Source organism: Gudongella sp. DL1XJH-153, from assembly GCF_049310905.1.
Lineage (GTDB): Bacteria > Bacillota > Clostridia > Tissierellales > Tissierellaceae > Gudongella.
On sequence record NZ_JBMEMN010000002.1, the window covers coordinates 1 to 13,012 of the forward strand.

Annotated in this window: 12 protein-coding genes; 2 read left to right on the forward strand and 10 right to left on the reverse strand. The window is 40.9% G+C overall.

All coding sequences use genetic code 11. The features are described 5' to 3' along the window. The first annotated feature begins 150 nt into the window (after positions 1-150). Complete coding sequence (locus tag ACOEN1_RS01590) at positions 151-666, forward strand: cob(I)yrinic acid a,c-diamide adenosyltransferase (RefSeq protein WP_422484659.1); 516 nt, start codon at positions 151-153, stop codon at positions 664-666. A gap of 8 nt (positions 667-674) precedes the next feature. Here the strand turns inward: ACOEN1_RS01590 and ACOEN1_RS01595 are convergent, their stop codons facing one another. After that, positions 675-1,451, reverse strand: coding sequence for an enoyl-CoA hydratase/isomerase family protein (locus tag ACOEN1_RS01595; RefSeq protein WP_422484660.1), 777 nt, complete (start codon positions 1,449-1,451; stop codon positions 675-677). 2 nt (positions 1,452-1,453) lie between these two features. Further along, positions 1,454-3,352: a ribosomal protection-like ABC-F family protein gene (gene abc-f, locus ACOEN1_RS01600; RefSeq protein WP_422484661.1), complete on the reverse strand. Its 1,899-nt coding sequence runs from the start codon at positions 3,350-3,352 to the stop codon at positions 1,454-1,456. Between the two features lie 77 nt (positions 3,353-3,429). On the opposite strand from abc-f, the gene ybaK reads away from it, so the two are divergent. Continuing rightward, positions 3,430-3,906: a Cys-tRNA(Pro) deacylase gene (gene ybaK / locus ACOEN1_RS01605; RefSeq protein WP_422484662.1), complete on the forward strand. Its 477-nt coding sequence runs from the start codon at positions 3,430-3,432 to the stop codon at positions 3,904-3,906. Between the two features lie 343 nt (positions 3,907-4,249). Here ybaK and lpdA read toward each other — a convergent pair whose 3' ends face one another. From lpdA to ACOEN1_RS01645, 8 genes are all read right to left on the reverse strand, one after another. Continuing rightward, a complete protein-coding gene (lpdA, locus tag ACOEN1_RS01610) occupies positions 4,250-5,638 on the reverse strand; it encodes a dihydrolipoyl dehydrogenase (protein ID WP_422484663.1) in 1,389 nt (462 codons plus the stop codon). Positions 5,639-5,648: 10 nt separating this feature from the next. Then, on the reverse strand, positions 5,649-6,953 hold the full coding sequence (locus ACOEN1_RS01615) for a dihydrolipoamide acetyltransferase family protein (RefSeq protein ID WP_422484664.1): 1,305 nt from the start codon (positions 6,951-6,953) through the stop codon (positions 5,649-5,651). A 19-nt stretch (positions 6,954-6,972) separates the two neighbouring features. After that, complete coding sequence (locus ACOEN1_RS01620; protein ID WP_422484665.1) at positions 6,973-7,968, reverse strand: ATP-NAD kinase family protein; 996 nt, start codon at positions 7,966-7,968, stop codon at positions 6,973-6,975. A gap of 42 nt (positions 7,969-8,010) precedes the next feature. Further along, positions 8,011-8,982, reverse strand: a complete 972-nt coding sequence (locus tag ACOEN1_RS01625; RefSeq protein ID WP_422484666.1) for an alpha-ketoacid dehydrogenase subunit beta — start codon at positions 8,980-8,982, stop codon at positions 8,011-8,013. After that, positions 8,983-9,963 (reverse strand): pyruvate dehydrogenase (acetyl-transferring) E1 component subunit alpha, encoded by a 981-nt coding sequence (gene pdhA / locus ACOEN1_RS01630; RefSeq protein WP_422484667.1) that lies wholly within the window; start codon positions 9,961-9,963, stop codon positions 8,983-8,985. Positions 9,964-9,978: 15 nt separating this feature from the next. Then, complete coding sequence (locus ACOEN1_RS01635) at positions 9,979-10,335, reverse strand: Lin0512 family protein (protein WP_422484668.1); 357 nt, start codon at positions 10,333-10,335, stop codon at positions 9,979-9,981. A 218-nt stretch (positions 10,336-10,553) separates the two neighbouring features. Beyond that, positions 10,554-12,482 (reverse strand): sigma-54-dependent Fis family transcriptional regulator, encoded by a 1,929-nt coding sequence (locus ACOEN1_RS01640; RefSeq protein ID WP_422484669.1) that lies wholly within the window; start codon positions 12,480-12,482, stop codon positions 10,554-10,556. A gap of 11 nt (positions 12,483-12,493) precedes the next feature. Then, complete coding sequence (locus tag ACOEN1_RS01645; protein WP_422484670.1) at positions 12,494-12,970, reverse strand: NUDIX domain-containing protein; 477 nt, start codon at positions 12,968-12,970, stop codon at positions 12,494-12,496. Between the last annotated feature and the right edge of the window lie 42 nt (positions 12,971-13,012).

Sequence of the window (13,012 nt, forward strand, 5' to 3'; positions counted from 1 at the left end):
GGTTTTTTCCTCAAAATTAATCATACCATACGGAGCTCTATTCTCATTTATTTTTCCTACAGTTATTTTACACTAACGTGAAAATCCCACCAATAAGGGTATATGTAGCTCAAACAAGTATAAAAAATTACCAACCAAGGAGGCATACCAATGGAAAAAGGATTAATTCATATATACACAGGTAACGGAAAGGGAAAAACCACTGCTGCATTCGGTTTGGCCATCAGGGCAGCACTGGCAGGGAAAAAAGTATATATCGGTCAATTCGTCAAGGATATGAAATATAGCGAAACAGCTATTTCAGAATATATTCCCTCAATTGAAATAGAACAGCTGGGCAATGGTTGCTATATCTATTCCAAACCAGAGCAGATAGATATCGACAAGGCTATGGAATCACTCGCTAAATGTTCAGACATCCTTAAAAGCAGCGAGTATGACCTTGTTATTCTGGACGAAGTAATCATTGCAATCTATCTCGGTCTTCTTGATGAGGCTAAGGTCATTGAAGCGGTCAAGAACAAGTCCCCAGATGTTGAAGTTGTTCTTACAGGAAGATATGCTTCAGAGGGACTTATCAATATTGCAGATCTAGTTACAGACATGACTGAAATAAAGCATTACTACTCCCAAGGTGTGCTTTCTAGAAAAGGATTTGACTGCTGATTCGAGAACTAGTCTTTTCTGAATTCTGGTTTTCTTTTCTCAAGAAAGGCCCTTACTCCCTCCTGCCCCTCTTCAGTGGTGCAAAGGGTTGCAAAATGATAATTGGTAAGATCAAGGGCATCTTCAAATTTCATGTCTTCCATCTGATAGAAGGATTGCTTCCCCAGCTGCAAAGCCAGGGGGCTTTTTCCTGCCAGTTTGGCAGCATATTTCCTCGTCTCTGCTTGAAGGTTTTCTGCCGGCACAATCTTGTTTACAAGGCCTATTCTCAGTGCTTCCTCCGCATCAATGATATCCCCTGTCATAATCAGTTCAAGAGTCTTTTTTCTACCTAGGCTTTTGTAAAGTGGAACTGCAGGCCCCATGCAGAATAATCCAACATTGATTGCAGTGGCTCCAAACATTGCGTTGTCTGCTGCTATTGCAAGATCGCAAGCTGCCACGAGACCAATGCCATTTGCAACTGCTATTTTGTGAACCGATGCAATAACTGGTTTTTTCATTTTTGCAATTGTCATATTCATCTGTTCCATAAGTCTTACCCACTTCAGGTATTCATCCATATCCTTTCCATCCACATAATTGACATCTATCCCTGTACAAAAATTTCTTCCATTGGCATTGATGACAACAACATTGACATTTGAATCTTCATCCATCAATCTCAGTGCATTGTTTAGTTCCTCTGCCATTGGAATATTGAAGGTATTGTTGGCTTCCGGTCTGTTTAAGGTAATCGTTCCAATCATTTCATCAACTGAATGGAGTATCGTTGTAAATTTCATCTTTACCTCCCTTGAGCCTCCTGTAGGCTCTCCCATTCTTCCATTACCAATATTATCTGTTCTTCCAGCTCTTCCTTGATTCTATAAAGCTCCATAAGTTCATCTGGATTGTCATTATTATGCTCCATCTGCTTTGAAACCTCCAGGAGTCGAGATTCTTTCTCCTTGATTTCCATTTCAAGTCTCTCGATTTTCTGAGCATGGTCTGGCTTTCTGGATGGCTTTTTCTTCTTGTCTGAAATTCTATTTCCGGATGTATCTTTTTGTTTTTCCTCTTGTTTCCTTTTTGCTCTTTTCTCCATATAATCATCATATCCAAATGGATAGATCTTATACCCTTCTTCTTCCAATACAATTATACTCTTTGCAACCTTTTCAACGAAATATCTGTCATGGGATACAAACAAGATTGTTCCCTCGTAGTCAAGCAGGGTGTTTTCAAGCACCTCCCTGGTATCTATATCCAAATGATTGGTTGGTTCATCCAAAATCAATAGATTTACCTTGGTGTACAATAAGGAGCACAGTTTTAGTCTAGACTTCTCTCCTCCTGACAATACCTTTATCTTTCTAAAGACATCATCCCTTACAAATAAAAGTCTTGCCAATTCATTCCTTGCTTCCTGCTCTGTAATACCATGGGTTCTTGTAAAATATTCAAGAATCGTAACATCTTCGTTGTGGAAGGTTATGTTCTGAGGCAGAAACCCGATATTTACATTTGATCCATATCTAATCTTCCCGCTATCCTGTGATAGTTCACCAAGAATTATATTGAGCAGGGTGCTTTTCCCAGAGCCATTGACTCCCATAATACACAATCTGTCCTGGTAAAACAGTGTAAAGGAAAGGTCCTTGAATAACTTTTTTTCAGAAAAAGACTTTGAAAGTTGTTCTACATCCAGTACTATCTTACCTGTTCTTCGAGCACTTGAACTCCCCAAACGAATCTTCTTTGCATCCTCCAGAGGTTTATCTACAACCTCGAGTTTGTCCAGTCTCTTTTCAAGCTCTTTTGCCCTTTTATACATCTTTTCGCTATCTCTCATGGCACCCCATATGCGATACCTTTCGATTTGCTTTTCCATCATGTCAATTTTTCGCTGATTATTTAGGTACTCCCTGTATTCAATCTGGAAACGTCTTTCCTTCTCTTCCACATAATAGGAATAGTTCCCATTGTATATGCTGGCCCTGCTGGATTCCAGCTCAATTATTCGATTTACTACACGGTCAAGAAACACCCTGTCATGGGAAACCATTAAAACTGTTCCATTGTATTCAATTAGGAAATCCTCAAGCCATTCCACTGAATCCATATCCAGGTGATTGGTTGGCTCATCAAGAAGAAGTACATCAGGCTTCTGCAATAGGAGTCTTGCCAGAAGAACCCTGGTTCTTTCACCTCCACTTAACTGCTGAAAGGGCTTATCCATAAAATCCTCAGGTATTCTAAGCCCCTGACAAACCTTATCAATATTTACTTCAACATCATATCCATCGTTCAACTCATATTTTTCGACCAAAGATGAGTATCTCGTAATCGATTTTTCAAGTTCTCTTCCCGAAAGCTCCTTCATCTTAAGTTCAACATTGCGGAGCTCTTCCTTAAGCTTCCAAACTTCCTCAAAGGCCTGTTCAAGAACCTCTTTAACCGTAGTATCTTCCTGAAAAGTAAAAATCTGATGGAGATATCCAAGAGTTACGCCTTTTCCAAATGTAAGAGAACCCTCCTGGTAATTTTCCTCTCCCATTAGGATTTTCATCAAAGTAGTCTTTCCACAACCGTTCTGTCCAATTAATCCCACTCTTTCACTAGAGTGAAGTTCAAATGAAATGTTTTCGAAAACCATCTCTGCTCCGTAGTACTTCTTAAGTCCCGATACGCTGCACTGTATCATGCGTATCTCCTCCAATCTATCTTGACTTTGCTGATTTTTTAAATTTGTATTATTATATATCTAAGGAGTTGATAACAATGTCTGATAAAACAAATGCTGCAAGGTTATGTGACAATAAATCAGTGGAATATATTTTAATACCATATGATACCCATGATGATAATATTGACGGAAAATCCGTTGCAAAAAAGTTAAATATTCCTGAAGATGAAATTTTCAAAACTCTGGTCACCAGGGGTAAAAGCAGCGATATTTATGTATTTGTAATCCCTGTATCCCAAGAACTGGACTTGAAAAAAGCTGCCAAAGCCAGCGGTGAAAAGTCAATACAAATGCTGCCTGTTAAGGAAATCCTTTCTGCAACAGGCTATGTTAAAGGCGGATGCTCACCCTTGGGAATGAAAAAGCAATACCCGACAATATTCGATGAAACCATTATCCTGCTGGATAAGATTACTTTCAATGCAGGTAAAATCGGTCTTCAGCTGCAGTTACCTGTAACCGACCTTTCAAAGCTCCTGGACTACGATGTTGCAGATTTATCAAATGATTAGCTGAAAATGTTTACCAATATAGATGCCAGAAGGAAAAACACTCCAATAGCGGCAAAAATTATTACAAATTTGAATCTTGGATCTGGTCCTTTATTGAAATTGCTCATATGAATACCTCCCCAGTTTTCATTTGAGTATATTATACCATGAAGATTCAATTCACAATGCACAAATCAGAATTCACAATGAAAAAAACCAGAACAACAATACTTCGATGTTCTGGCTAATATCAAATAAAATCTTGTTAACTGTAAATAGAGAAATGCATGTGCCCGGCGATAGAATTTCTAAAAATTTTATTTTTTTGAAATTCATCGAGAGGGTATGAATTGTGAATTATTCTTTAACCTGGCAGATGTACTGCCTTACCAAATACACCTTCAGCTGCCTCATGAATTGACTCCCCTACAGTTGGATGAGCATAGATAGTAGTAAGAAGCTCATCTACAGTGGCTTCAAGCCTGATTGCAACAGCACCGGCAGAAATCAGCTCAGTTGCGCTATTTCCGGCAATATGAATCCCAAGGACCTCACCGGTTTTTTCATCTGCCAGAATCTTTACAAGTCCCCTTACATCACCTGAAATAACAGCTTTCCCGTTTCCATACATGGGGAATCTTCCTACTTTTATACGGTAGCCTTTATCAAGAGCTTCCTTTTCAGTCATACCGACCGATGCAAGTTCAGGCTTTGTATATACACAATATGGAATGGTTCTGAAATCCATCGCCATTCTCTTACCCATTATCAACTCTGCAACCATCAGGCCAGAGGCCGATGCCACATGTGCAAGCTGAACTCCCCCTGTACAATCTCCTATTGCATAGATATTATCAACATCTGTTTTAAATAGCTTGTCAACCTGAATAGCTCCTCTTTCGACTTTCGCTCCAATCTCCTGAAGTCCCAGATCATCCCCAGCTGGCTTTCTTCCCGTTGCCATAAGTACCTTATCAGCAACAAGCTTAAAGGTTTCATTTCCCTTCTGAGCTGTAACCTGAAGGCCACCATCAGCCATCTCAATTTTTAGGACTTTGGACGATTTATGGATTTGTACTCCATTATCCACAAGCGCCTCTTCAAGACTTTCAACTATTTCCTGATCCATATTTGCAACCAGATCTGGTAGCATTTCCACTATTGTAACTTTGCATCCAAGGTTGGAATAGATGTTTGCAAATTCCATACCTATTACTCCTCCACCTATTATGCAAAGACTCTCTGGTATTTCCGCAAGACTCATTGCTTCTCTGCTTGTAATCACACCTTCCAGGTCGTGCCCCGGAACCGGTATAATTATTGGCTTTGCTCCTGTCGCTACAATGGCGCGGTCAAAGGAAACCCTTTTAGTTCCACCATCATTTAATGCAACTTCAATGCTTTTCTTTGAAGTGAATCTTGCAATACCTTCTATCACTTCAATATTTCCTGTTCTAAGAAGGTTCTTTACACCCTCCACAAGCTGTGTTGCAACCAGCTCTTTTCTTGTCTGGAGCTCATTCCAGTTTACTTCAAGATTATCCAGCTCCAATCCAAGAGAACCAGCCTCATTTTTCAATTTATGATAAATATCAGTTGAATGAAGAAGTACCTTTGTTGGAATACAGCCGGTATTAAGACATGTTCCACCGATATACTCCTTCTCAACAACAACTACCTGTGCTCCCATCTGTGCAGCCTTTACTGCGGCTACATAACCTCCTGGGCCTCCACCGATTATTACAATCTTCATAGTATCCCCCCTAAAGCAGCATTCTCAGCGGATGCTCCAGTACTTCCTTGAGTCTCGCCAGGAACATTGCTGCAACTGCCCCGTCAACTGTTCTATGATCGGCAGTAAGCGACAGCTTCATAAGCGGTCTTGTACATACACAGCCCCCCACTACTACAGGAGTCTCAACAATTGCATTTACACCAAGTATTGCAGATTCAGGCTGATTTATAATAGGTGTAAAGCTTTCTATACCAAACATTCCGATATTGGTAACTGTAAAGGTTCCTCCCTCTATTTCATCAGTTGTAAGCTGATTGGTTTTTGCCCTGTATGACAGGTCCTTTATTTCATCTGAAATTTCTCCTAACTTCTTAACATGGGCGTTCTTTACAACCGGAACCAGGAGTCCATCCTCAAGTGCTACTGCCACTCCCATATTGACATAGTTTCTAAGCACAATTTCTTCTCCATCAAGCGAAGAGTTCAAATATGGATGCTCAAGGAGCAACAATGATGTCACTTTTACAATAAGATCTGTGTAGGTTATGCTTTTCTCCACTTTAAGCTCTTCCCTTAATGACTTCAAATTTGTCATGTCAACGGATATGGTAAAGTTCACTGTCGGTGCTGTATGAGTGCTCTCACTCATCCTTTCTCCGATGATCTTTCTCATAGTCGTCAGAGGAATCCTTCTGTCCTCAGGTTGTGCCAATGATGCATACTGAGCTTCTTTGTCAGCTCTAAGTACATCATCCTTCATTACTCTCTTTTCACTTGCTATCTTGGAAGCATCCACCCCCAGATCTTTAGCAACCTTCTCTGCTGTTGGGCTTGCCTTGATTTTATCCTTGTTTTCCACTGCATTCTTTACATCATCAAGTACAATCCTGCCTCCAGGACCTGTTCCTTCTATAGTCTCAACATCAATACCCTCCTCCTCAGCCAGCTTTCTGGCAACAGGAGAAACTTTGATTTTTCCGGTTCTCTGGATCCTCTTCTCTGGCTCAGTTTCCTTCTGAATTTTATCATCCTTAGTTTCTGATTTTTCTGACGAAGCTTCAGGTACATCAGCAAGCAACGAAGAGATATCCTCGTCAGCTCCTGCAACAATACCAACAGGTTCCATAATTGGAACCGTATTTCCTTCATGAACTATTATTTTTCTTAGAACTCCTTCTTCAGTTGCTTCTGAATCATTTGTTATCTTGTCTGTTTCAATACTGAATAATTTATCCCCAATCTTTATGGGGTCTCCCTCTGCCTTGTACCACTTGGCAAGCTTTCCCTCCTTCATTGTAAGACCCAGCTTGGGCATTACTATCTTTTTAGCCATTTTACCTCCTCCTCCGATGTTACCGGTTAAAGAACCCATTTTTTTGGGCTGACATAATTGTTCTTTTTATATTGACCCTGTAGGGTCCGTCTCTTGTTATTTTGAATTGGAAGGTATCTCCTTTTTTGAAAGGAATCTCCCTTTCCCCGTCAAGTGCCATTATTCCCTTGTATTCCATGGTCCACGAAAATAATTCACCCAAAGGATGTATTATTGGCTCATCCACTCTAATCGCTTTCATTGTTCCGGCAGCTATTGGAGCCACCAGTTGATTATCGCCTATATTTACATTTATTGATGCACCGAAGTCATCTTCTTCATTCACAAGCTTTTTTACACCTACAATTGTTGAAAATCCTATGGATGCAGGATTTGCCCTGGATACTATTACCTTCTGTATATCTGCTGGCTTCCAGATAGCTTTTGATCCAATATAAGTCTGCTTTGAAATTACGCAATCCACAAGTGCGATGTCAATCATTTCTCCGCCCTTGTAAATCTCAATTCTCTTGTCCCTTCTACAGGTTTCTCCCATATCACATACATTTGTTGAAATTGCTGCAGCAGCAATTCCCACAACTGTCCCTTCAAGCATTTCCGGATATACATTATTGGTACCGGTTGATATGCTAATCAATGGTGTCGCAGTTATTGATTTTGCAACTGCTCTGCTGGTTCCATCACCGCCAAGGGCTATGATGCAATTAACACCTTTCTCCTCCATCAGCTTTGTGGCTAGAATTGTATCCTCGACACTCCCTCTCACTCTCATCTCCAGTATTTCCACTGGAACACGCAGCTCCTTTGAACCCTTGAGTTCTTCTCCAGCCTTGTAGCCTATAAGGAATGTATCGGGCATTACTACAACCTCTGTGATACCTGCTCCTTGTGCAGCCAGGATAATTCTCTTTACAATATTTACCTTTTCATTGTTATCTACAACTGTTGCATGGGAAACAAGCCTTCGAATATCCTTTCCAGATGCAGGATTGGCTATAATTCCTATTGTACTCATTTACTCACCCCTTGAAGGGGAGGCAACTCAGGTTGCCTCCTTCTAGAACATCTTCTTGACAGCTGTCACAATTTCATCTGCACTTGGTACATAGTACTGCTCAAGTACCGGTGAGAATGGTACAGGAGTATTCATTGCACATAGTCTTGCAACTGGCGCATCCAGATAGTCAAAACCATCCTCGGCAATTACAGCCGCAATTTCACTTGCACAGCTTCCTCTCTTGTTTTCCTCTGTTACGATTATAACCTTGTTGGTCTTCTCAATTGACTTTAACATGGTTTCCTTATCAAATGGGAACAATGTCCTTGGATCGAGAATCTCGGCTTCGATTCCTTCTTCTGCAAGCTTTTCAGCTGCAGCCAAGGCTTCGTGTACCATCTTTCCTGTTGCAACTATTGTAACATCGCTTCCTTCTCTCTTGATATCTGCAATACCAAATTCAATTGGTTCCATATTCTCATCCACTTCACCGCTTGCTCCGTAAAGGATCTTGTGCTCCAGGAATATAACAGGATTTTCATCATCTATGGATTTAAGCATCAGTCCATAAGCGTCGGCAGGAGTCGAAGGATAAACTACCTTTAAACCAGGTACATGTGTAAACCAAGCTTCCAGTGACTGGGAGTGCTGAGCTGCTGCACTTATTCCCGCACCAAGCGGAAGTCTTACAACCATTGGTAAATTGATTTTCCCACCAAACATATATCTCATTTTTGCAGCCTGGTTTACCAGCTGATCCGAACCAACTGTTGCAAAGTCAATAAACATAAGCTCTGCAATCGGTCTAAGTCCTGTTGCAGCTGCACCTACTGCTGTTCCGATGATAACTCCCTCAGATATTGGGGTGTCTCTTACTCTTTCCGGTCCAAACTCATCAAACATCCCTGCTGAAACGCCAAAACAACCCCCAAACGCTCCAACATCCTCACCAAATAGCAATACGTTTTCGTCTTCTCTCATTCGCTTATTCATAGCCTCTCTGATGGCTTCCATCATGCTCATGGTTTTCATCTATCTTACCTCCTCTACGATATCTGTATAAATATCCTGAACTATCGACTCTAAAGAAGGCACTGGGCTATCCTCTGCAAACTTGATGGCATCCGCTATTTCATTGACAATTTCATCATCAATTTTCTTTAACTCTTCTTCTGTTACAATGTCATTATCCAATAAGTAAGCCACTGCCCTTGGTAGAGGATCCTTTGCCATCCATTCCTGAACTTCTTCAGATGCTCTGTATGTTGTTGGATCTCCCTCGAAATGTCCCTTGTGTCTGTATGTCTTACACTCTATAAGGGTTGGTCCCTGACCGCTTCTGGCTCTTGCAACTGCTTCCACAACAGCCTCATACACTGCGAATACATCGTTTCCATCTATGACTATTCCTGGAATGTTATAGGCAACAGCTCTGTCAGCTACATCCTGTATTGCCTGGTGTCGCGCCTGGGACATTGAAATTCCGTAGAGGTTGTTTTCACATACAAATACAACAGGAAGCTTCCAGATGCTTGCCAGGTTAATAGATTCGTGGAATGTACCTTGGTTTGTAGATCCATCTCCAAAGAAGCATGCACATACCTGTCCAGATTTTCTATACTTTGCACTTAGTCCGGCTCCCACTGCTATGTTCTGTCCAGCTCCTACTATACCGTTCGCACCTAGGATACCCTTGGTTGCATCAGCAATATGCATGGAGCCTCCCTTTCCTTTACAATATCCGGTTTCCTTTCCAAAAAGCTCTGCCATCATGTATTTGGTGTCTCCACCCTTGGCTATTATATGTCCATGACCTCTGTGTGTACTGGTGATAAAGTCATCATCATTCAGCGTTGCACATACACCTGTAGCGACAGCCTCTTCACCCAGATATAGATGTACAAATCCAGGAATGCTACCCTCAGCAAACAATCGGCTTGCATTTGTTTCAAATTCCCTGATACGCTTCATACTTTTGTACATTTCAATGATTTTTTCATTAGTCAAATCCAAGAAAATCCCTCCTTGCTATAGTATCTCTACTTCCACACATGCCAGTGCAGCCTCTATGCTGCTGTCCTTGTCTCCAAAGTCTGGAATAAACAATCCTGGTACAGTCATACCCCCTTCGATTGTTTTGATGGTTTTCTGACCAACGGGAAGACACTTCTTGATTCTTTCCAGGTCCACCTCAGCCGGTCTTGCAACTGCTATGGTTACATTCACACCCACTCCCTTGTTTAGGTCATTGATTCCGACAACCTCCTCAAGGCCACACAAACAGCTTTTTGATACGGCATCAAGTACTGCTTTTTCAGCAGCTCTGGTAACATCCTGTCCGTGGAAATCCACTCCCATTCCAAATTCGATGATAAATCTGTTCATCCATTCACCTCCAATTAACGCCCCCCTATCTAATCCCTCCTTTCCTATGGGCCACAAAGTACTATTTCTATAAGATTGCAATTCTCATGCCAACTAAACCTAATCACACAAATGCGTTAATTTAAAAAATCAAGCCCACGGAAAAATCCCAAAGAAAAACAAATTCCCATAATCGGGAATCTGTTTTTCGCGATTATGGGAATTATCCCGTTATTCTTCTATGATTTGTACTGCTTTGGATTTATGCTGTACTCCTTTAATTTTCTATACATGGCTGACTTACTAAGACCTATCATATCCCCAGCGCCTATTACATTTCCATTTGATTTTTCAAGAGCTCTCTTTATAAACTCCTTCTCCTGCTCCTTTATGGTTAAGCTCCCATAATCCTTCTCATCAGATTTATCATTAAAAAGATCCTCCGGCAACAACTCTTCTGTGATAAGACTCTCTTCACAGAGATGATATGCTCTGTGCATTATATTCTCCAACTCCCTTACATTTCCCTTCCATTGGTTTCTTCCCAAACACCCACTAAACTCCCTGGACATCCTCTTGTCCGTACGATTTGCAAGGTTAAGCTTTTTCAGAAAATGTTCTGCAAGAAGGATTACATCTTCGCCTCTTTTTCTTAGTGGAGGGATTTTTACATTGAATACATTAAGTCTGTAATACAGGTCCTCCCTGAAAGTCTTCCTCCTCGTCTCTTCCAGAAGATCTCTGTTGGTTGCCACAATAATCCTTACGTCAAGTTTCTTTGCAACCTTTCCACCTACTCTTGTAACTGTAAAATCATCCAAAACCCTTAAAAGTTTAGCCTGAAGGTCAAGAGGCAGCTCACCAATTTCGTCAAGAAAGAGTGTCCCTCCATTTGCCAACTCAAATTTACCAACCTTTCCTTCTCTGACAGCTCCAGTAAATGCACCTTTTTCATAGCCGAAAAGTTCACTCTCCACCAGATCCTTGGGTAATGATGCACAATTTATTGCAACAAATGGACCGTTGCTTCTACTACTATGGTTATGTATGGCATGTGCAAACAATTCCTTTCCTGTCCCACTTTCTCCTTCAAGAAGAACGCACCCTCTAGTTCTTGCAAATTTCTGTGCTTCCTTTATTGCTCTAAGCATATTCTCATTACCTGTAATTATGCAGTCAAAGCTATAGTTAGCCTTGTTGCCGGAAACTACGTTTACAGTCTGGTGAACATCTTTCATTTCTCTAAAAAGTATAGCCATCCCTTTCTTTTCATGTTCGATCTCGATTGGTGTTATTTTAACATTGCAGGGGATTCTTCTATCCTTGAATGTAAAATCCCAATCAACCCTTTTTGAAAATGCATCTTCACCCCTGAATATATTATCTCCCAGAATTTCTCTGATATCACTTTTATCGAGTTCACCACCCCTTATCCGAAGTATCCTGTCTCCGGCTTTATTTATACGGTGAATTCCAAAGTTATCATTTACAATAATCATTCCATCAGCAATCGACTCCACTGTCGTATCCAGAATTGCATATGATTTTTTGAGAGAAAGCTGATTCTCAATTGAGTATGCTGCTGCAACAACAATACCCAAGGTATGTTTATGTGCTCCTAGACTATAACCGGACATATCCAGAACTCCAACCATTTCTCCATCTGTACCTTTTATAGGGGCAGCAGAACAAGTCCAAGGATGATGACCCATGCAGTAATGCTCAGCGCCTATTGTCTGTATCGGTTTTTGTTCAATCAGACAGGTACCGATTGCATTGGTTCCCACTTGGTCTTCCTGCCAACTTGAACCCGGACAGAAATTGAGTCTCCTTGCATCCTCCTCTACGCTCTTCTCTCCGGTTATGTGAAGGATAATACCATTTTTATCAGTAAGCACAAGAACAAACCCTGTTCCCAGAACAAGGCTGTTCAGATTTTCCATTATTGGTTTGGCTACTTCAATTAGGTCCCGGTTGCAGTGCATAACTCCAAAAAACTCATCTTCATTGAGTCTTTTACCTGTACCACCATAAGGATCTACTCCAGCCTGCTTGCATCTTTTCCAGGAGTTTTTGATCACAGGTGACACACGATCTGAAACTTCCCCAGTATTAATGTATCTTTCCCAATCGGTCTTAACCTCTTCAAGAAACTCCCAAGACATCATACCACTCCCTTCTAAATAGGATACCACCAGACATATGGCTCTTCCCAGTCCAGTACTCCCAGTAATAGATCTTTTCTTCTATCTCTAATGTAATGATTTAGGACCTTCAAAACCACTGGATGTGATATTTTTTCAAGAGCTGAATCCATCTTAACCCAATGCAGCACACCCTCATGATTTGGAACGACATAAGGTGCAGAGACCTCTCCAAAGAAAATGTGATTTACAACAATCTCGTTGTCATCAACTCGATTATATACAATATACTTCAATTCTATTTTTTGTATTTTCGAACTGTCTATTCCTGTTTCCTCAAACACTTCCCTGTAAACTGCTCTGTAAGGATCGTTTATTTCCTCGGGCTCCATATGCCCTCCCACTCCAAACCAAACACCTGGAGCGATTTCCTTATCCTGACTTCTTTCAAGCAACAACATCTGGTCATTCCACATCAGGAATGCTGTGACAATATTTCTGAACATAAGCATATTCCACCCTCCTTTTCTCACATATACCCTTTTTTTCTTACC

Excerpts from the sequence above, each read along its gene's own strand:
- ACOEN1_RS01590 (WP_422484659.1), top strand. The coding sequence starts at position 151 with ATGGAAAAAGGATTAATTCATATATACACAGGTAACGGAAAGGGAAAA.
- ACOEN1_RS01595 (WP_422484660.1), bottom strand. The coding sequence starts at position 1,451 with ATGAAATTTACAACGATACTCCATTCAGTTGATGAAATGATTGGAACG.
- abc-f (WP_422484661.1), bottom strand. The coding sequence starts at position 3,352 with ATGATACAGTGCAGCGTATCGGGACTTAAGAAGTACTACGGAGCAGAG.
- ybaK (WP_422484662.1), top strand. The coding sequence starts at position 3,430 with ATGTCTGATAAAACAAATGCTGCAAGGTTATGTGACAATAAATCAGTG.
- lpdA (WP_422484663.1), bottom strand. The coding sequence starts at position 5,638 with ATGAAGATTGTAATAATCGGTGGAGGCCCAGGAGGTTATGTAGCCGCA.
- ACOEN1_RS01615 (WP_422484664.1), bottom strand. The coding sequence starts at position 6,953 with ATGGCTAAAAAGATAGTAATGCCCAAGCTGGGTCTTACAATGAAGGAG.
- ACOEN1_RS01620 (WP_422484665.1), bottom strand. The coding sequence starts at position 7,968 with ATGAGTACAATAGGAATTATAGCCAATCCTGCATCTGGAAAGGATATT.
- ACOEN1_RS01625 (WP_422484666.1), bottom strand. The coding sequence starts at position 8,982 with ATGAAAACCATGAGCATGATGGAAGCCATCAGAGAGGCTATGAATAAG.
- ACOEN1_RS01635 (WP_422484668.1), bottom strand. The coding sequence starts at position 10,335 with ATGAACAGATTTATCATCGAATTTGGAATGGGAGTGGATTTCCACGGA.
- ACOEN1_RS01640 (WP_422484669.1), bottom strand. The coding sequence starts at position 12,482 with ATGATGTCTTGGGAGTTTCTTGAAGAGGTTAAGACCGATTGGGAAAGA.
- ACOEN1_RS01645 (WP_422484670.1), bottom strand. The coding sequence starts at position 12,970 with ATGCTTATGTTCAGAAATATTGTCACAGCATTCCTGATGTGGAATGAC.